This is a genomic window from Ancylobacter sp. (assembly GCF_965279025.1).
Classification (GTDB): Bacteria; Pseudomonadota; Alphaproteobacteria; order Rhizobiales; family Xanthobacteraceae; genus Ancylobacter.
Map to the genome: position 1 here is coordinate 2,225,910 of NZ_OZ257132.1, position 16,901 is coordinate 2,242,810.

General features: G+C 68.4%; 17 protein-coding genes and 1 riboswitch. Of the genes, 12 read left to right on the plus strand and 5 right to left on the minus strand.

All coding sequences use genetic code 11. The features are described 5' to 3' along the window. The first annotated feature begins 128 nt into the window (after positions 1-128). The 10 genes from mscL to ACQY76_RS10265 all read left to right on the plus strand — a co-directional run bounded on the left by mscL (position 129) and on the right by ACQY76_RS10265 (position 8,449). On the plus strand, positions 129-590 hold the full coding sequence (gene mscL / locus ACQY76_RS10220) for a large conductance mechanosensitive channel protein MscL (RefSeq protein ID WP_428032761.1): 462 nt from the start codon (positions 129-131) through the stop codon (positions 588-590). 62 nt (positions 591-652) lie between these two features. Further along, the gene (gene rfbC, locus ACQY76_RS10225) at positions 653-1,231 is read left to right on the plus strand and encodes a dTDP-4-dehydrorhamnose 3,5-epimerase (protein WP_428032762.1); all 579 of its coding nucleotides are present in this window, start codon (positions 653-655) and stop codon (positions 1,229-1,231) included. 4 nt (positions 1,232-1,235) lie between these two features. Further along, positions 1,236-2,300: a dTDP-glucose 4,6-dehydratase gene (rfbB, locus tag ACQY76_RS10230; protein ID WP_428032763.1), complete on the plus strand. Its 1,065-nt coding sequence runs from the start codon at positions 1,236-1,238 to the stop codon at positions 2,298-2,300. Continuing rightward, positions 2,297-3,178, plus strand: a complete 882-nt coding sequence (gene rfbD, locus ACQY76_RS10235; RefSeq protein WP_428032764.1) for a dTDP-4-dehydrorhamnose reductase — start codon at positions 2,297-2,299, stop codon at positions 3,176-3,178. Before rfbB ends, rfbD begins: the two co-directional genes overlap by 4 nt. A 23-nt stretch (positions 3,179-3,201) precedes the next feature. Beyond that, positions 3,202-4,074 (plus strand): glucose-1-phosphate thymidylyltransferase RfbA, encoded by an 873-nt coding sequence (rfbA, locus tag ACQY76_RS10240; RefSeq protein ID WP_428032765.1) that lies wholly within the window; start codon positions 3,202-3,204, stop codon positions 4,072-4,074. A 110-nt stretch (positions 4,075-4,184) separates the two neighbouring features. Continuing rightward, the gene (locus tag ACQY76_RS10245; RefSeq protein ID WP_428032766.1) at positions 4,185-5,399 is read left to right on the plus strand and encodes a pyridoxal phosphate-dependent aminotransferase; all 1,215 of its coding nucleotides are present in this window, start codon (positions 4,185-4,187) and stop codon (positions 5,397-5,399) included. 39 nt (positions 5,400-5,438) lie between these two features. After that, positions 5,439-6,590 carry a two-component system sensor histidine kinase NtrB gene (locus ACQY76_RS10250; protein ID WP_428032767.1) on the plus strand — a complete coding sequence of 384 codons (1,152 nt, stop codon included), beginning with the start codon at positions 5,439-5,441 and terminating at the stop codon, positions 6,588-6,590. A gap of 12 nt (positions 6,591-6,602) precedes the next feature. After that, the gene (locus tag ACQY76_RS10255) at positions 6,603-7,220 is read left to right on the plus strand and encodes a response regulator transcription factor (RefSeq protein ID WP_428032768.1); all 618 of its coding nucleotides are present in this window, start codon (positions 6,603-6,605) and stop codon (positions 7,218-7,220) included. Positions 7,221-7,329: 109 nt separating this feature from the next. Further along, complete coding sequence (locus ACQY76_RS10260; protein ID WP_428032769.1) at positions 7,330-7,677, plus strand: response regulator; 348 nt, start codon at positions 7,330-7,332, stop codon at positions 7,675-7,677. 130 nt (positions 7,678-7,807) lie between these two features. Then, entirely contained in the window at positions 7,808-8,449 is a 642-nt protein-coding gene (locus ACQY76_RS10265) for a Crp/Fnr family transcriptional regulator (RefSeq protein WP_428032770.1), read from the plus strand. 73 nt (positions 8,450-8,522) lie between these two features. On the opposite strand, the gene hemN is transcribed toward ACQY76_RS10265, so the two are convergent. Then, positions 8,523-9,845 (minus strand): oxygen-independent coproporphyrinogen III oxidase, encoded by a 1,323-nt coding sequence (gene hemN / locus ACQY76_RS10270; RefSeq protein ID WP_428032771.1) that lies wholly within the window; start codon positions 9,843-9,845, stop codon positions 8,523-8,525. Positions 9,846-9,949: 104 nt separating this feature from the next. Here hemN and ACQY76_RS10275 point away from each other — a divergent pair, with 104 nt between their 5' ends. Next, positions 9,950-11,065, plus strand: coding sequence for an AbrB family transcriptional regulator (locus tag ACQY76_RS10275; RefSeq protein WP_428032772.1), 1,116 nt, complete (start codon positions 9,950-9,952; stop codon positions 11,063-11,065). Between the two features lie 76 nt (positions 11,066-11,141). On the opposite strand, the gene hemA is transcribed toward ACQY76_RS10275, so the two are convergent. The 4 genes from hemA to upp form a co-directional block, all read right to left on the minus strand. Continuing rightward, on the minus strand, positions 11,142-12,368 hold the full coding sequence (gene hemA, locus ACQY76_RS10280) for a 5-aminolevulinate synthase (RefSeq protein WP_428032773.1): 1,227 nt from the start codon (positions 12,366-12,368) through the stop codon (positions 11,142-11,144). 135 nt (positions 12,369-12,503) lie between these two features. Then, positions 12,504-13,013 carry a hypothetical protein gene (locus tag ACQY76_RS10285; protein WP_428032774.1) on the minus strand — a complete coding sequence of 170 codons (510 nt, stop codon included), beginning with the start codon at positions 13,011-13,013 and terminating at the stop codon, positions 12,504-12,506. A 149-nt stretch (positions 13,014-13,162) separates the two neighbouring features. Beyond that, positions 13,163-14,386, minus strand: coding sequence for an agmatinase family protein (locus tag ACQY76_RS10290; RefSeq protein ID WP_428032775.1), 1,224 nt, complete (start codon positions 14,384-14,386; stop codon positions 13,163-13,165). 96 nt (positions 14,387-14,482) lie between these two features. Further along, positions 14,483-14,599: riboswitch (guanidine-I (ykkC/yxkD leader) on the minus strand. A gap of 83 nt (positions 14,600-14,682) precedes the next feature. After that, a complete protein-coding gene (gene upp, locus ACQY76_RS10295; protein WP_428032776.1) occupies positions 14,683-15,348 on the minus strand; it encodes a uracil phosphoribosyltransferase in 666 nt (221 codons plus the stop codon). Between the two features lie 215 nt (positions 15,349-15,563). Here upp and ACQY76_RS10300 point away from each other — a divergent pair, with 215 nt between their 5' ends. Next, a complete protein-coding gene (locus ACQY76_RS10300) occupies positions 15,564-16,832 on the plus strand; it encodes a GTP cyclohydrolase II (protein WP_428032777.1) in 1,269 nt (422 codons plus the stop codon). The last annotated feature ends 69 nt before the right edge of the window (positions 16,833-16,901 follow it).

Consider the following 16,901-nt stretch of genomic DNA (forward strand, 5'->3'; position numbering starts at 1 on the left):
CGCCGCGCCCGCACGCCCCGGCAAGATGCGGGGCGCTCCGCAGACCCCGCGCCGCGCGCAGGGTTGCCCGCGCCGGCGCGGCGTATCACAGTGGCGCTATCGCGTCGGAGCCAACCGGGGGGAAAGCCATGAGCACGGTTCTGAAGGAATTTCGCGAGTTCGCGGTCAAGGGAAACGTCGTCGATCTCGCCATCGGCGTGATCATCGGCGCCGCCTTCGGGCAGATCGTGTCCTCGATCGTCACCGACCTGTTCATGCCCGTCGTCGGCGCGGTGTTCGGCGGTCTCGACTTCTCGAACTATTTCGTCGGTCTTTCCTCCAGCGTCACGGCCAACTCGCTCGCCGCCGCGCGCGAGCAGGGCGCGGTGTTCGCCTATGGCCACTTCCTCACCGTGGTCATCAACTTCCTCGTCATCGCGTGGATCCTCTTCCTGGTGGTGAAGGGCATCAACCGGCTGCGCCGCAACGCGGCGCAGGAGCCGCCGGCACCGGCGCCGCCGACCAAGGAAGAGGTGCTGCTGGCCGAAATCCGCGACATTCTGGCGAAGAAGGCCGAGCCCGCAGGCATCTCGCCTCCGCCGACTATCTGAGGGGTGTGACGGCGGCGCAAGAACCGCTAGAAGCGCGCATCCCGGTACGGCACAGAGCGACAATGACCCGTTTCACCCGCCTCGCCATTCCCGATGTCGTCCTCGTCCAGCCGGTGCGGCACGGGGATGCGAGGGGCTATTTCTGCGAGACCTACAAGAAGCCGGACTTCGACGCCTTCGGCATCGACATCGCCTTCGTGCAGGACAATGAATCGCTCTCGCGCGAGGTCGGCGTAGTGCGCGGGCTGCATTTCCAGGCCCCGCCCATGGCGCAGGCGAAGCTGGTGCGGGCCGCGCGCGGCGCCATCTTCGATGTCGCGGTGGACATACGAAAAGGCTCGCCGACCTATGGCCAATGGGTGGCGGCGACGCTGACGGCGGCCAATGGCGAGCAATTGCTGGTGCCGCACGGCTTCGCGCACGGCTTCTGCACGCTGGAGCCCGACACCCTCGTCGCCTACAAGGTCGACGCGCCCTATTCGCCGCCGCACGATGCGGGCATCCGCTGGGACGACGCGGCGCTCGGCATCGACTGGCCGGTGGCGGCGGACCGGGCGATCCTCTCGGGCAAGGACCGGACGGCGCCGCTGCTGGGGGATTACGCGACGCCGTTCGCCTTTCCCGTGCCGGTGGAAGCGTGACCGCATGAGCGTTCCCGCGCAGCGCGTTCTCGTCACCGGCGGCGCCGGCTTCATCGGCTCCGCCGTCGTCCGGCGGCTGGTGCGGCAGGGGCGGCAGGTGCTGACCTATGACAAGCTGACCTATGCCGGAAACCTCGCCTCGCTGGGCGAGGTGCATAACCTGCCCGGCCACAGCTTCCTCCAGGCCGATATCTGCGACGGCAAGGCGTTCCGCGCCGCGCTGGCGGAGTTCCGGCCCGATCTGGTGATGCACCTCGCCGCCGAGTCGCATGTCGACCGTTCGATTGACGGGCCGGGCGACTTCATCCGCACCAACATTCTCGGCACCTACACACTGCTGGACGAGGCGCTGGCCTATTGGCGTGCGCTAGATGCCCCGGCGCGCGGGCGCTTCCGCTTCCACCACATCTCCACCGACGAGGTGTTCGGCACGCTGGGGGCGGAGGGCCTGTTCCACGAGGACACGCCGTATCAGCCGAACTCGCCCTATTCCGCCTCGAAGGCCTCCTCCGACCATCTGGTGCGGGCGTGGTTCCACACCTATGGCCTGCCGGTGGTGATGTCGAACTGCTCGAACAATTACGGGCCGTATCATTTCCCGGAAAAGCTGATCCCGCTCACCATCCTCAACGCGCTGGAGGGCGCGCCGCTGCCGGTCTACGGCAAGGGCGAGAATGTGCGCGACTGGCTCTATGTCGACGACCACGCGGCGGCGCTCGACCTCATCGCCACGCGCGGCCGGCCGGGCGAGAGCTACAATGTCGGCGGAAATAATGAGCGCCGAAACATCGATGTGGTGCGCACTATCTGCGCCATCATGGACCGGTTGGTGCCCGACCCGCGCCTCGGCGCGCGCGAAAAGCTGATCAGCTTCGTCACCGATCGCCCCGGCCATGATGCGCGCTACGCCATCGACGCCAGCAAGCTGCAGCGCGAGCTGGGCTGGGTGCCGGCGGAGACCTTCGAGAGCGGCATCGAGAAGACCGTGCGCTGGTATCTCGACAATGCGGCGTGGTGGGAGCCGCTGAAGGCGCGCTATGCCCGCCAGCGCATCGGGCTCGTGCCATGACGCGGCTGCTGCTTGTGGGTGCCGGCGGCCAGGTCGGGCGCGAAATCGCCGACCAGGCCGGGGCGTTCGAGCTGGTGGCGCTCGACCATGCCGGGCTGGACATCACCGATGCCGCCGCGCTCGGGCGCGCGCTGGCAACGGCGCGGCCGGACGTGGTGATCAACGCCGCCGCCTATACGGCGGTGGACCGGGCCGAGAGCGAGCCCGAGCGGGCGCATCGCATCAACGCGGTGGCGCCCGGCCTGATCGCCGAGGCCTGCGCCAAGCAGGGCGCGGCGCTGATCCACCTTTCCACCGACTATGTGTTCGACGGCACCAAGCAAGGCGCCTATGTCGAGAGCGACCCCGTCGCCCCGCTCGGCGTCTATGGCGCCTCGAAGGAGGCGGGCGAGCGGGCTGTGCGCGCCGGGCTGGCGCGCCATCTCATCGTGCGCACGTCCTGGGTCTATGGCGTTCACGGCGCGAATTTCCTCAAGACGATGCTGCGGCTGGCGGCCGAGCGCGACCGGCTGACCATCGTCGCCGACCAGCGGGGCTGCCCCACCGCCACCATCGACATTGCGCAGGGCCTGCTGGCCGCCGCCGGCCCGCTCGCTGCCGGCACGCTGGCGCCGGGCACCTATCACCTCGCCGGCAGCGGCGCGACGAGCTGGTTCGACTTCGCCGGCGCCATCATCACCCGCGCCGGCACCCATACCGGCCGCACTCCCGAGATCGTGCCGATCACCACCGAGGACTACCCGACCCCGGCGCGCCGGCCGGCCAATTCGGAACTGTCGAGCGCGGCGTTCGCGCAGGCGAGCGGCTATCGTGCCGCGCCGTGGCAGGACCGGGTGATCGAGGTGGTCGACCAATTGCTGGCCTCGCCGGTGCGCTGAATGCAGAGGATACGGACCGCGACATGAAGGGCATCATCCTCGCCGGAGGCTCCGGCACGCGGCTCCACCCGATCACCATGGTGGTGTCGAAGCAGCTTCTGCCGGTCTACGACAAGCCGATGATCTATTACCCCCTGACGACGCTGATGATGGCGGGGATCCGGGATATTCTGGTCATCACCACGCCGCATGACAGCGCGCTGTTCGAGAAGCTGCTGGGCGACGGTTCGCAGTTCGGCCTGTCGCTGAGCTACGCCGTGCAGGAAAGCCCGCGCGGGCTGGCGGATGCCTTCATCGTCGGGCGCGACTTCATCGGCGAGGAGCGTGTCGCTCTGGTGCTGGGCGACAATCTTTTCTTCGGCCACGGCCTGCCGGAACTGCTCGCGCAGGCCACCGCGCGCCGCACCGGCGCCACCGTGTTCGGCTATCCGGTGAAGGATCCCGAGCGCTATGGCGTGGTGGAGATGGGCGAGGGCGGCAAGGTCATCTCCATCGAGGAGAAGCCGGCCGCGCCGCGCTCCAATCTCGCGGTGACGGGGCTGTATTTCTACGACAACCGGGTGGTGGAGATCGCCGCCGGCCTCGCGCCCTCGCCGCGCGGCGAGATCGAGATCACCGACGTCAACCGCGCCTATATGGCGAGCGGCGAACTAAGCGTGGTGATGATGGGCCGGGGCTTCGCCTGGCTCGACACCGGCACGCCGGATTCGCTCATCGAGGCGGGGCAGTTCGTGCAGATCCTGGAAAGCCGGCAGGGGCTGCGCATCGCCTCGCCGGAAGAAATCGCCTTCCGCGCCGGGTTCATCGATGTGGCGCAGCTTCGGCGGCTCGGCGAGGCACAGCGGAAATCGCAATATGGCGCCTATCTCCTGCGCCTGGCGGATGAAGGCGCCTGATCGCGCGCCGCATCCATCATTTCCGCTCATCCACGCGTCACGTCTTTTGATGAATGCGCGGTGCCTGTCGGTTGTAGACTGGCGGCCCGCGTCTCTGTTGCAGGTTTCCTATGTCCGCCGACGCCGATCCCTTCTTCTCGAAGCCTTCGCTGCTCGACCACATCCGCCCGCAGGCGCTCTCGCTGCCGGAGAGCGGCATTGTCGAGGTGATGAATTATGGACGCCGCCATGAGGGACTGATCCCGCTCTGGGCCGGGGAGGGCGACCTGCCGACGCCGTCCTTCATCAGCGAGGCGGCGACGCGCTCGCTGGCGGCGGGCGAGACCTTCTACACCTGGCAGCGCGGCATTCCCGAATTGCGCGCGGCGATTGCCGGCTACATGCACCGGCTCTATGGCGTCGCCGACGACCCGGAGCGCTATTACGTCACAGGCTCTGGGATGCAGTCGATCCAGATCGCGCTGGCGCTCACCTTGTCGGCCGGCGAGGAGATCCTCATTCCCTCGCCGTCCTGGCCGAATGCGGCGGCGGCGGCCGAGGTGGTGGGCGCGCGCCCGGTCTTCGTCCCGTTCTCCTTCGACACGGCGCGCGGGTTCTGGCTCGACCTCGACCGGCTGGAAAGCGCGGTGACGCCGCGCACCCGCGTCATCTTCATCAATTCGCCGGCCAACCCGACGGGCTTCGTCGCTTCCGCCGACACGCTGCGCGGCATCCTCGACATTGCCCGACGGCACGGGCTGTGGATCGTTGCCGACGAGATCTATGGCCGCTTCTTCTACGAGGCGGAGGAGGTCGGCCCGGCGCTGGCGCCCTCCTTTCACGACGTGATGGAGGAGGAGGACCGCATCCTGTTCGTGCAGACCTTCTCCAAGAACTGGGCGATGACGGGTTGGCGGCTCGGATGGATCGAGGCGCATCCCTCGCTGGGCCCGGTGCTGGAAAACCTGATCCAGTATTCCACCTCCGGCGTTGCCGCCTTCATGCAGCGCGCCGGCGTCGCGGCGCTGGAGCGCGGCGAGAGCTTCGTCGCGCACCAGATCGAGCGGGCGCGGCGCGGGCGCGACATCGTGGCGAAGGGGCTGGCCGCCTCCAACCGCGTGCGCTTCTCTCCGCCGCCGGGCGCCTTCTACATGTTCTTCGGCGTCGAGGGTGAAAGCGACATGCGGGCGCTGGCGCTGAAGCTGGTCGACGAGGCGGGCATCGGCCTCGCCCCCGGCACGGCCTTCGGTCCGGGTGGGGAAAACTATATCCGCATGTGCTTCGCGCGTGGCGAGGCGCAGATGAGCGAGGCCACCGACCGGCTGGTGCGCTGGCTGCAGCGGTGAGCGGTTGCGACCGGCGCCCCGGCGGAGCAGACTGAAATCATGAAGGATTTCGCGCCGTCCCCTGAGGATCTGCCGCCGCCGACCGTCTCCGAGGCGCGGCTGCTCTCGGTGCTGGATACCGCCGCCGACGGCATCATCGTCATCGACGAGCATGCCCGCATCCTCATCTTCAACAAGGCCTGCGAGACGATGTTCGGCCTCTCCGCCACCGAGGCGGTGGGGCAGAACGTCAAGATCGTCATGCCGACGGAATATGCCCGCGACCACGACGCCTATGTCGGCAGCTACATCCGCACCGGGGTGAAGAAGATCATCGGCATCGGCCGCGAGGTGCAGGGCCGGCACGCGGACGGCACCATCTTCCCGCTGGAGCTTTCCGTCGGCGAGGCGGCCACCCCCGACGGGCGGCAATTCATTGGCATCCTGCGCGATCTGCGCCCGCGCAAGGAGAGCGAGCAGCGGCTCGCCGATTTGCAGAGCGAACTCGTCCACCTCGCCCGCGTCTCGGCCATTGACGAGATGGGCGCGGCCATCGCCCATGAGCTGAACCAGCCGCTGACGGCGCTGATGCTCTATCTGCAGGCGATCCGCCGCGCCCATAGCCGCGGCGTCGACATCGTCGCGGTGCTCGGCGACATTCTCGACAAGGCGGCGGGCGAGGCCGAACGCGCCGGCCACATCATCCAGCGCATGCGCCAGTTCGTCGAGAAGCGCGACCCCGAGCGGCTGGTGCGCCGGCTCGATCCGCTGATCGACGAGGCGATCGACCTCACGCTGCTCGGCCAGCGCCACCGCATCCGCATCGACCGGCGGCAGGGCGAGAACCTGCCGCCGGTGTCGGTCGATCCGGTGCAGATCCAGCAGATCGTCGTCAATCTGGTGCGCAACGCCATCGAGGCGGCCGCCGGGGCCGGCGAGCCGGCGATCCAGATCCGCACCCGCGCAAGCGAGGGCGGCGTGGTGCTGGAGGTGCAGGATAACGGCCCCGGCATCGCGCCCGAGGCGCTGCCGAAGCTGTTCGAGGCCTTCGCTAGTTCAAAACGTCGCGGCATGGGCCTCGGCCTTGCGATTTCGCGGACGATCGCCCAGAACCATGGGGGGGATTTGCTGGTCGATCCGGGCGGCAACGGCAAGGGCGCGTGCTTCTCGCTGGTCCTGCCGGCCGCCGCCGTGGCGGACGAGATCGGGTAAGGGGAGCCGCCTATGGCGCAATTGGGTGAGGTCTTCATCGTCGACGACGATGCCGCGGTGCGCGACGCGCTCTCGCTGGTGCTCAGCCTCGAAGGCTACCATGTGCGCGGCTTTTCGGACGGCGCGGCGTTCCTGTCGGTGGCTCGCACCCATGTGCCGTCCTGCGTCGTGCTCGACGTGCACATGCCCGGCCGCTCCGGCCTCGATATCCTGAAAGAGCTGGAGGCCGACCGCTACCCGGCGCCGATCTTCATCATTTCCGGCCAGGGCGACATTCCCATGGCGGTGGACGCCATCCGCCACGGGGCGCTCGATTTCATCGAGAAGCCGTTCGACGCCGACACGGTGCTGGAGCGGGTGCGCGACGCCATCGCCGCCCATGGACGGCGCGGCTCGGCCGAGCCGGGCGATCTCCTGACGGCGCATTTCCCCGGCCATGACCTGCTGACCCCGCGCGAGCGCGAGGTGCTGGTGCAGATCGCCTCCGGCGCGTCCAACAAGGAGGCCGGGCGCACGCTCGGCATCTCGCCGCGCACCATCGAGGTGCACCGCGCACGCATCATGGAAAAGCTCGGCGCCAAGAACGCCGCCGACCTCGTGCGCATCGTGCTGAAGGACATGCGCGACTGAGGGCAAGGCCGCGCCACGCCGCCGGCCCGGCATCCTCTACGCATCCCTACGAATTGCTGACGCCCTCGCTCTTTGTCCACCCTCTGCGCCAAAGAGTGGGAGAGAGCCGTTGCGTGTTCATGTGGTCGAGGATGATGCCGGGGTGGGCGATTCGCTGGCGTTCATCCTGCGCAATATCGGGCATGCGGTGATCTCCCACCCCGATGCCGAAAGCCTGTTCAAGGGCCCGCTGCCCGAGGCGCGCGACGCCGTCATCGTCGATCTGAGCCTGCCCGGCATTCCGGGCGCCCAACTGGTGCGCTGGCTGCTCAACCTCGCCGCGCCGCCGCGCGTGGTGGTGATTACCGGCCAGTCGCAGGGCTTCATCGACCACCAACTGCGGGGGCTGGTGCCGAGCGGAATCGTGCGCAAGCCGCTCGATGTCGACGCCATCACCCGGGCGCTGCCGGCGGAATGAGCCCGCCGGATCGCGTATCCGACGCCCGGCGGCGGGGCGTGCTCCGCAAAGTCCCTTACGCAGCCGCCCCAACTGTGCGCCCCCGCAACGCCCGCTAACGTTGCGCCAGATCAAAGGTGGAGCGACGCAGATGCGACAGATCATCGACGAACGTACGGGCAGCGTCGTGCGTCCCCCGCATGGGGTGGAGCCCCATTGCCCGACAATGCGCGTTTCGGCCCATGTCACCGTGCTGCACGAGGGCGACCCCGCGCGGCGCATCATGGAAGTGGTCGACGGCGCGGTGATGCTGACCAAGCTGCTGCCGGACGGGCGCCGGCAGGTGGTGGAGCTTCTCGGCCCCGGCGACGTGTTTGGCCTCGCCCATGACGACGCCTATGCCTGCTCGGCGGAGACGCTGACGCCGGCCACCATCAGCACCCATGAGCGCGGCGCGCTGGAGCGCGACCCGGTGCTGGCCGCGCGCCTGCTGCGGCGCTTCGAGGCGCAGCTCTGCGTCATGCATTCCCATGCGCTGGTGCTCGGCCGCATGTCGGCGCTGGAGCGCGTCGCCTTCTTCCTGCTGCGGCTGATGCCCGACAGCATGGTCGGCACCACGCTGCATCTGTCGATGACCCGGCAGGAGATCGCCGACTTTCTGGGCCTGACGCTGGAGACGGTGAGCCGGGCCTTCTCCGAGCTGAAGCGGCGCGGCCTGGTCGTGCTGCAGCGGGCCGACGAGGTGCGCATCCAGGATCGCGGCAGCATGCGGCGGCTGGCCGGCGCGCTCTGACGGGCATCCGCCAGCGGGCGCCCGTGGCAACCACGTTCCAGCACCTGGGCGCCCCACGCGGGCGCCCTTTTTCTTACACGGCGGCCGAATGACGGGCGGCCGCCTGGCCCTGCAGCCGGTGATCCAGCGCTGCTGCCGCGAGGCGCACGAAAGGGCGGCCGGCCGAGGTCATGGCCAGGCGCTGTCCCTCAAGGGTCACGAGGCCATCGGCGGCGAGGCCGGCGAGGTGCGGGGCGGCGTCGGCGAGGGTGGAGGGGTCGAGCTCGACTTCGAGGTCGCACATCAGCCGCTCGATCAGCGCGCCGCGCGTGATGTCATTGCTGGTGAAGGCGATGCCGCGCACGGTGGCGAAGCGGCCCTCGTCCAGCGCTCGCGAATAGGACAGCGCGTCGGGGGCATTCTGGGTGAAGCCCTGCGGGAAACGGCTGATCGCCGAGGCGCCCATGCCGATCAGCACGTCTGCCCGGTCGGCCGTATAGCCCTGGAAGTTGCGCCTGAGCTGGCGGGAGGCGGCGGCGCGCGCCAGCATGTCGTCGGCGCGGGCGAAATGGTCGAGGCCGATGGCGACATAGCCATTGGCCAGCAGCACTTCGCGCGCCGCCTCGGATTGTTCGAGCCGCTCGGCGGCGCCGGGCAGGGCGGCCTCATCGATCCGCTTCTGGTTGGCGCGCATCCACGGCACATGGGCGTAGCCGAACAGGGCGAGCCGCTCCGGCGCCAGCAGCGTGGCGAGCTGCACGGTGCGGCGGATGTCACGCGCGCTCTGGTGCGGCAGGCCGTACATCAGGTCGAGATTGATCGAGGAAATGCCGGCCTCACGCAGCTGGCGCATGGCGCGCTCCACCGTGGCGAAGGGCTGGATGCGACCGATAGCGCGCTGCACATGGGCGCTGAAATCCTGCACGCCGAGACTGACGCGGTCGACACCCATGGCCGCCAGAGCGTCGGCGAGCGGCTCGTCCGTCTCGCGCGGGTCGAGCTCGAAGGCGTATTCGGCGAGCCGGTCGAGATCGAACGCCTCGGCGAGGCGGCTGCCCAGCCGGCGCAGCAGCGGCGGACCGAGCAGGCTCGGCGTGCCGCCGCCCCAGGCGATGTGCGTCACCTGACGGGAGCCGACGCCGGCGGCGACCAGATCGATCTCGCGCGCCAGCCTTTCGGCATAGGCCGCCACCGGCTCGGGCCGCCGCGTCGCCTTGGTGGTGCAGCCGCAATAGAAGCACAGCGCCGTGCAGAACGGCACGTGCAGATAGAGCGAGACGCTGGCCTGCGGCGGCAGACAATCCAGCCAGCCGGCATGCGCCTGCGGCCCGATCGCGCCGGTAAAATGCGGCGCGGTGGGGTAGGAAGTGTAGCGGGGCACGGCCCGCTCTGCGTGGATCAGGGCTGCGTTATGCATGCAGAGGGTTTGACCCGCTGCGGCATTCGTCGCATTGATCCGCCGCAAATGTCGTGCGTCGCGGATCGTTCCCGGCGTCTGCTACGCGTGTCGGTTCCTGCCTCATGCCCCTTCCCGCCTTTCTCAAGAAGCCCGGCTTCGCCTCGAAGCGCATCGCCTGGTATGGCGCGACACTTCTCATCGCCTCGGCTGGCGGCTGTCTCTTCGCCTGGCTCGCCATGCCTGCCGGCTGGCTCTCCGGCGCGCTGGTGGCGACGGCGGTGGCGGCGCTGCTCGGCGCCCCGGTGGGCGTCGAGAAGAACACGCGGCTCGGCGTCTACATCGTGCTTGGCACCTCGATGGGCTCGTCCATCACGCCGGAAACGTTGAGCGGCATCACCTCCTGGCCGGTGACCATGGCCGTCCTGGTGGTGTCGGTGCCTGTCATGATGGTGGCGGTGGTGCTCTATCTGGAGAAGGTCGCCGGCTGGGACCGCCGTAGCGCGTTCTTCGCCGCCGCGCCGGGCGCGCTCTCCACCGTGCTGGTGATGGCGGAGAGTTCCGGTGCCGACACGCGGCGCGTGGTGTTCGGCCAGTCTTTGCGGCTGTTCGTGCTGGTGGCTCTGCTGCCGGCGGCGATCGGCGGTCTGGGGCATGAACCGTCCGGCACGCTGCCGATCAACCCGGTGGTGCCGGATCTCGCCAGCTTCTTCCTGTCGCTCGGCGTCGGCATCTTCGGCGGATTTTTGGCCGAGCGCAGCCGCTTTCCCGGCGGCGCGATGGTCGGCGCCATGCTGGCCAGCGCGGTGGTGCATGGCTTCGGGTGGGTCGAGGGGCGGCTGCCCGACATTTTCCTGATCGTCGGCTTCGTGTTTCTGGGCGCCAATACCGGCAGCCGCTTCGCCGGCACGCGGCTGGCGACGCTCCGCAGCTTTCTCGTGGATTCGCTGGTGGCGCTGCTGATCGCCACCGCCGTGGCGCTGGCCTTCGCCGTGCTCGGTGCCTGGCTCGCCGACGAGCCGCTGCCGAAGGTGCTGGTGGCCTATGTGCCCGGCGCGCTGGAGGCAATGACCATCATGGCCTTCGTGCTCGGCATGGACCCGGCCTTTGTGGCCGCGCACCATCTGGTGCGCTTTCTCGGCCTCGCTCTGGCGATCCCGGTGATTGCCCGGCTGTTCTTCGGGCGGGCGGAAATCCCGTCCGAGAATGTCGAGATCGACAAGACGGAGCCGAAGGACTGAGCGCGGGGCCTCTTTCGGCGCGCACAAACTGTTTCGCGGCGGATTACTCCGCCGGATGGCTACCTTTCGCGGCGGATTACTCCGCCGCTTCCGCCCGCTTCACAAAGCCGAGGCCCAGCCGGCTCCACACATCGGTGAGCGCATAGGCGAGATGGGCCACCAGCGCGTCGTCGTGGAAGGGGCCGGGGGTGATGCGCAGCCGCTCGGCGCCGCGTGGCACGGTTGGGTAGTTGATCGGCTGGATATAGATGCCGTGATCGGCCAGCAGCATGTCGCTGGCAGCTTTGCAGGCTTCGGCGTCGCCGACCATGATCGGCACGATATGCGTATCGGTGACCAGTTGCGGCAGGCCGGCGCGATCGAGCGCGCGCTTCACCTTGGCCACCTGCGCCTGCTGGCGGGTGCGTTCGGCGGGAGACGCCTTGAGATGGCGCACCGAGGCGGCGGCTGCCGCCGCCACGGCCGGGGGCAGGGCGGTGGTGAAGATGAAGCCCGGCGCATAGGAGCGTACGGCATCCATCACCGCCCGCGTGCCGGTGATGTAGCCGCCGACCACGCCGAACGCCTTGCCCAGCGTGCCCTCGATCACGTCGATCCGGTGCATGACGCCGTCGCGCTCGGCCACGCCGGCGCCACGCGGGCCATACATGCCGACCGCGTGCACCTCGTCGAGATAGGTCATGGCGCCATAGCGCTCGGCGAGGTCGCAAATGGCGCCGATGGGCGAGATGTCGCCGTCCATCGAGTAGATGCTCTCGAACACGATGAGCTTGGGCCGGTCGCCGGCGGCGCGCAGCAACTCCTCCAGATGGCCGAGGTCGTTATGGCGGAAGATCACCTTGTCGCGGCCCGCCTGGCGCACGCCCTCGATCATCGAATTGTGGTTCAGCGCGTCCGACAGGATGAGGCAGTCGGGAATCAGCCGGGCAAGTGTGGCGATGCCGGTCTGGTTCGAGACGTAACCCGAGGTGAAGACGAGGCCGGCTTCCTTGCCGTGCAGATCGGCAAGTTCGGCCTCCAGCTCGACCACGGCATGGCTGTTGCCGGAAATGTTGCGGGTGCCGCCGGCGCCGGCGCCGGCCTGCCGGGCGGTGGCGCACATCGCCTCCACCACGCTCTCGTGGCAGCCCATGCCGAGATAGTCGTTGGAGCACCAGATGACGATGTCGCGCTGGCCCTCCGGCGAGTGCCAGATGGCGTGGGGGAAGCGCGCGGTGTCGCGCTCGATCTCGGCGAAGGTGCGGTAGCGACGCTCATTCTTGAGCGTGTCGACGGCATCCTGGAAGAAACGGGCGTAGTCCATGGTGCATCCCAACTCGGCCACCACCCGCTACCGGGCGGGGCGCTATGTCGGCACCATGAACTTTGGAGAGGTTCCGATCAACCCGGCAAACCCCTGACGCGGCGATCGGGCGCGCCTATTGGAAAAACCGCGCGCTCACGTCTCCGCGAGGCCGCGCACCTGCGCCAGCGTCATCGCCACCGAGGCGCTGCCGTCGAAATAGACGAAGCGCAGGGTGCGCCGGCGCGAGGACAGGGCGGCCGGCAGCGGGTCATAGCGGAAGCTGCCGCCACCCAGATGCGGCATCACCGCGCCGACATCGGTGGTCTCGCCGGTCTCCACCCGCAGCAGGCTCACCCGGCGCCCGTCGCCGGTCATGGCGTCGAAGGGCACGCGGGCCAGGCGCAGGAAGCTGGTGGGATCGCTGGTGGTGGCGAAGCTCTCGACGAACGCCTTCTCGACGAGGTCGAGGTCCGGTTCCGGATGGGCGTGGTCGTCCGCCTCCGGTGGCTGCGGCAGGTGCGGCGTCTGCCATTGCGCGGCGGGGCGAGGGGACTGGCCGTGATTGTGGCCGTGGGAATGGGCATGCGCTTCGGCATGGGCGTGGGAATGGCTGTGCCCGCCGGCGCCGTGGTCGTGATGATGATGATCGTGGCCGCGATGCATGGGGTGTCTCCAATTTTAGCCGTGGTCATCCCCGGGCTTGGCCCGGGGATCCACGTTTTCCTCCCGGGCCAATTCCTTGTCGGGCCAAGACGTGGATGGCCGGGCCGAGCCCGGCCATGACGGCGATCAGGCGTGGACGAATCCGGCCCTCAGAAATTCACCGGCTTGTCGATCATGTGCTTGTGGCTGCCGAGCTTGCCGTGGGCGAGCATGGAGCCGAGCGCTTCAACCACCACGCGGGTGGCGAACAAAGCGGTGATGTCGGAGGTGTCGTAGGGCGGCGAGACCTCCACCACCTCCAGCCCGCACAGGCCCTCGGCGGCGACGAGGCCGAGGATCTTCAGCGCCTCGCGCGGCAGGAAGCCGCCGGGTTCTGGCCAGCCGGTGCCAGGGACGAAGCCGCAATCGATGCTGTCGACATCAAACGAGATATAGACCGCGTCGGCGTCCTTCCAGGCGAGTTCGAGCGCGATCTCGGCGGCCTTCCCCAGCCCGATCTTCTCGATATCGTCGATGGTCAGCACATTGGTGCCGCGCTTGCGCGCCTCCTGCACGCCGTAGCGTGGCACCTGCCAGCCGCCGATGCCCAGCTGCACGAGGTTCTTGGGCGAGACATTCGGCAGGTTGGTCGCCCAGTACCAGGGCGTGGTGTGCATGCGCTCGTCGAGATCCTTTTCCTGGATGTCGATGTGGCGGTCGAAATGGATGATGCCGATGCGCTTGGAGGTGCATTCGGCGATGCCGCGCACGCAGGGAAAGCCGATGGAATGGTCGCCGCCTAGCATGATCGGCAGCGCGCCGGATGAAAAGACGTGGCTCACGCCCTTGGAGATCTGGTCGAAGCTCTTTTCCAGATTGGCGGGGATGGTGAACACGTCGCCGGCGTCGCACAGCGTCATCTGCTCGCGCAGATCGACGCCGAGCTCGTAATTATAGGGGGTGTAGAGCGCCGAGATGCGGCGGATGCCCTGCGGCCCGAAGCGGGTGCCGGGGCGGTAGGTGGTGCCGCTGTCAAACGGGATGCCCAGCACGGCGGCATCATAGCGGCCGACATCGCGGACATTCTCGACGTAAGGGGCCTTCATGAAGGTGTTGATGCCGGCGAAGTGCGGCAGCTCGCCGCGCGCGAAGGTGGGGATCGACTTGTCGGTGATCGAATCCGCGCCGGGCAGGCCCATGTCGAGCGCCCATTGCTGCTCCTTGCGCCAGCCATCCTCGGAGAGCCTTTCCTCGGCCTCCAGCGCCTTCCAGCCCTGCATCCCCTTGATCTCGAAATTGGGATGGTGGCGGCGCAGGCGCTGCGGCGTCGTGGCAAGGCCGGCAAACCGGGTGGAGCGTGCCGGGGTCTGGCGCAGAATGGGGGAGTGACGCATGTCATGTCTCCGTTCGTCGAAGGGCCTGAACGGCCCTCGCGGAGGAGACCCGGGCGCAAATGCGAGAGGGTCTTCGCCGCGACTGCCGCCGCGTGATCCTCCCGGGCTTTTGTCCCGCCGTGGACCGGGCGATAGCGTCGCGCCTGGCTGCCCCTCTCGGACCAGCACGCCGCGACAGCGGTCAACGGCGCCGGAACCCTAGGGACATTTGCGCCGAGCCTAGATCGGACCGGCGCCGGGGTGAAGCCCCGATAAGCGGCATTTGCCCGCGCCGTCGCCGAAAGTTCGGGCGTTCGCTATTTCGTGCCGAAGATGCGGTCGCCGGCATCGCCGATGCCGGGCACGATATAGCCGTGGTCGTTGAGATGGCTGTCGACCGCCGCCGTGTAGACCGGCACGTCCGGATGGGCGTCGTGCAGCGTCTTCAGACCTTCCGGCGCGGCGATGAGGCAAACGAACTTGATCGACTGGCAGCCGGCCGCCTTGACCTCCGACACCGCCGCCGCCGCCGAATTGCCGGTGGCCAGCATCGGGTCGAGAATGATGGCGGTGCGCGAGGCGATGTCGCGCGGCAGCTTCAGATAATATTCCACCGCCGCCAGCGACACCGGGTCGCGGTACAGCCCGACATGGCCGACGCGGGCGGCGGGGAGAATCTCCAGCATGCCTTCGAGAATGCCGCCGCCGGCGCGCAGCACCGAGACAAGACAGAGCTTCTTGCCGGCGAGTATAGGCGCCTGCATGGCGGTTAGCGGCGTCTCGATCTCGATCAACTCGGTCGGCATGTCGCGCGTCACCTCATAGGCCAGCAGCATGCTGATCTCGCGCAGCAGCAGCCGGAACTCGTTGGCCGGCGTGCGCGAGCGGCGCATGAGCGTGAGCTTGTGCTGGATCAGCGGGTGGTCGACGATGACGGTGGTCGGCGGCAGGGCGACCTCTGGAAGGCTCGTGGGCGCGTGCATGGTCGGCGTCTCGCTGGATGGGGCGCGCTCGGCGGCGATGTGCCGGAGCCTGCCATTGAGGTCACGATAGCGCGAAACGCGATACAAGAAACGGACCATTCCGTCCGATTTTTTGCCGCGACGCCGAACGCCCCCTTGCGGAAGCGGCCAATCCACGCTCACATACGTTGCTTCCGGAGTGTCGGCGCTGCCGCCGACGTCGAAGCGAGCCAATCATGTCCGTCAATGCCAGTGCAGGCGGTGGTTCCCGCAATCATATTGTCCTCACCTCTCATGGCGCCCCCACCGGCGTCGCCGCCGATGGCCCGACGCTGAACTGGGGGGCGCCCGACCCCGCCCTGCGCGGCCCTGTCGTCGCCACCCTCACCGACATGAAGCGGCGCAACGCCATCGGCACCCATGCCGGCGGCTACGCGGTCTATCGCGCTCTGGCCATCGCCGCCGGCTCGCTGCCCGCCGATTTCAAGGCGGACCTCACCAACACCGCGCCCTCCGACATCATCGGCCCGCACCCGCAATGGGGCGACCCGGGCAAGATCGTCTCGCTCGACCCGTTCGGTCACAAGATCGGCGAGGCGTTTGCCGATGCGGTGGCGGCCGGGCTCGACGTGCGCCCGAGCATCGCCATCACCCGCGCCCATATCGACATGCCGGAAATCCGCGACGCACTGCGCGCCGGGCGGCTGAAGATCGACGGCGACATCATCGGGCCGAAGGGCGATGTGCGCGTGACCAAGGCGGCGATCGAGCCGGTCTGGTATCTGCCGGGCATCGCCGCCCGCTTCGGCGTCAGCGAAGGCGCGCTGCGCCGGGCGCTGTTCGAGCACACCGGCGGCATGTTCCCGGAACTGGTGACGCGCGGCGACCTCAAGGTGTTCCTGCCGCCCATCGGCGGCATGACGCTCTATATGTTCGGCGACCCCGCCAAGATCGGCGACGGCGTCACCCCGCTCGCCTGCCGGGTGCATGACGAGTGCAACGGCTCGGACGTGTTCTCCTCCGACATCTGCACCTGCCGGCCCTATCTCGCCCATGGCATCGAGATCTGCGTGGAGATGGCGCAACAGGGCGGCGTCGGCCTGGTGGTCTATAACCGCAAGGAAGGTCGGGCGCTGGGCGAGGTGACCAAGTTCCTCGTCTACAATGCCCGCAAGCGGCAGGAGGGCGGCGACCTGCCCGAGACCTATTTCAAGCGCACCGAATGCGTCGCCGGCGTGCAGGACATGCGCTTCCAGGAACTGATGCCGGACGTGTTCCACTGGCTCGGCATTTCCCGGATCGACCGTTTCGCCTCAATGAGCGACATGAAGTTCAACGCGCTGGAGCGCGCCGGCATCGCGGTGGGCGAGCGGGTGGCGATCCCCGAGGAGCTGATCCCGCCGGATGCCCGCGTCGAGATGGAGGCGAAGGTTTCGGCCGGCTATTTCAGCGGCGGTTTCCAGAGCCAGTTCGACGCAACTCAAGGGCGGGCGCTGGAGGAATAGGTCTTCTCAGGCTGTTTCCCACGCAACGTCATCCTTCGAGGCCCGGCGACGCCGGGCCTCGAAGGATGG

Bases quoted from the DNA above. Each gene is read 5' to 3' on its own strand.
- ACQY76_RS10255 (WP_428032768.1), top strand. From the start codon at position 6,603: ATGGCGCAATTGGGTGAGGTCTTCATCGTCGACGACGATGCCGCGGTG.
- hemN (WP_428032771.1), bottom strand. From the start codon at position 9,845: ATGCATAACGCAGCCCTGATCCACGCAGAGCGGGCCGTGCCCCGCTAC.
- ACQY76_RS10245 (WP_428032766.1), top strand. From the start codon at position 4,185: ATGTCCGCCGACGCCGATCCCTTCTTCTCGAAGCCTTCGCTGCTCGAC.
- rfbB (WP_428032763.1), top strand. From the start codon at position 1,236: ATGAGCGTTCCCGCGCAGCGCGTTCTCGTCACCGGCGGCGCCGGCTTC.
- ACQY76_RS10300 (WP_428032777.1), top strand. From the start codon at position 15,564: ATGTCCGTCAATGCCAGTGCAGGCGGTGGTTCCCGCAATCATATTGTC.
- mscL (WP_428032761.1), top strand. From the start codon at position 129: ATGAGCACGGTTCTGAAGGAATTTCGCGAGTTCGCGGTCAAGGGAAAC.
- rfbA (WP_428032765.1), top strand. From the start codon at position 3,202: ATGAAGGGCATCATCCTCGCCGGAGGCTCCGGCACGCGGCTCCACCCG.
- ACQY76_RS10275 (WP_428032772.1), top strand. From the start codon at position 9,950: ATGCCCCTTCCCGCCTTTCTCAAGAAGCCCGGCTTCGCCTCGAAGCGC.
- ACQY76_RS10265 (WP_428032770.1), top strand. From the start codon at position 7,808: ATGCGACAGATCATCGACGAACGTACGGGCAGCGTCGTGCGTCCCCCG.
- ACQY76_RS10250 (WP_428032767.1), top strand. From the start codon at position 5,439: ATGAAGGATTTCGCGCCGTCCCCTGAGGATCTGCCGCCGCCGACCGTC.
- rfbC (WP_428032762.1), top strand. From the start codon at position 653: ATGACCCGTTTCACCCGCCTCGCCATTCCCGATGTCGTCCTCGTCCAG.
- upp (WP_428032776.1), bottom strand. From the start codon at position 15,348: ATGCACGCGCCCACGAGCCTTCCAGAGGTCGCCCTGCCGCCGACCACC.
- ACQY76_RS10285 (WP_428032774.1), bottom strand. From the start codon at position 13,013: ATGCATCGCGGCCACGATCATCATCATCACGACCACGGCGCCGGCGGG.
- ACQY76_RS10290 (WP_428032775.1), bottom strand. From the start codon at position 14,386: ATGCGTCACTCCCCCATTCTGCGCCAGACCCCGGCACGCTCCACCCGG.
- hemA (WP_428032773.1), bottom strand. From the start codon at position 12,368: ATGGACTACGCCCGTTTCTTCCAGGATGCCGTCGACACGCTCAAGAAT.
- rfbD (WP_428032764.1), top strand. From the start codon at position 2,297: ATGACGCGGCTGCTGCTTGTGGGTGCCGGCGGCCAGGTCGGGCGCGAA.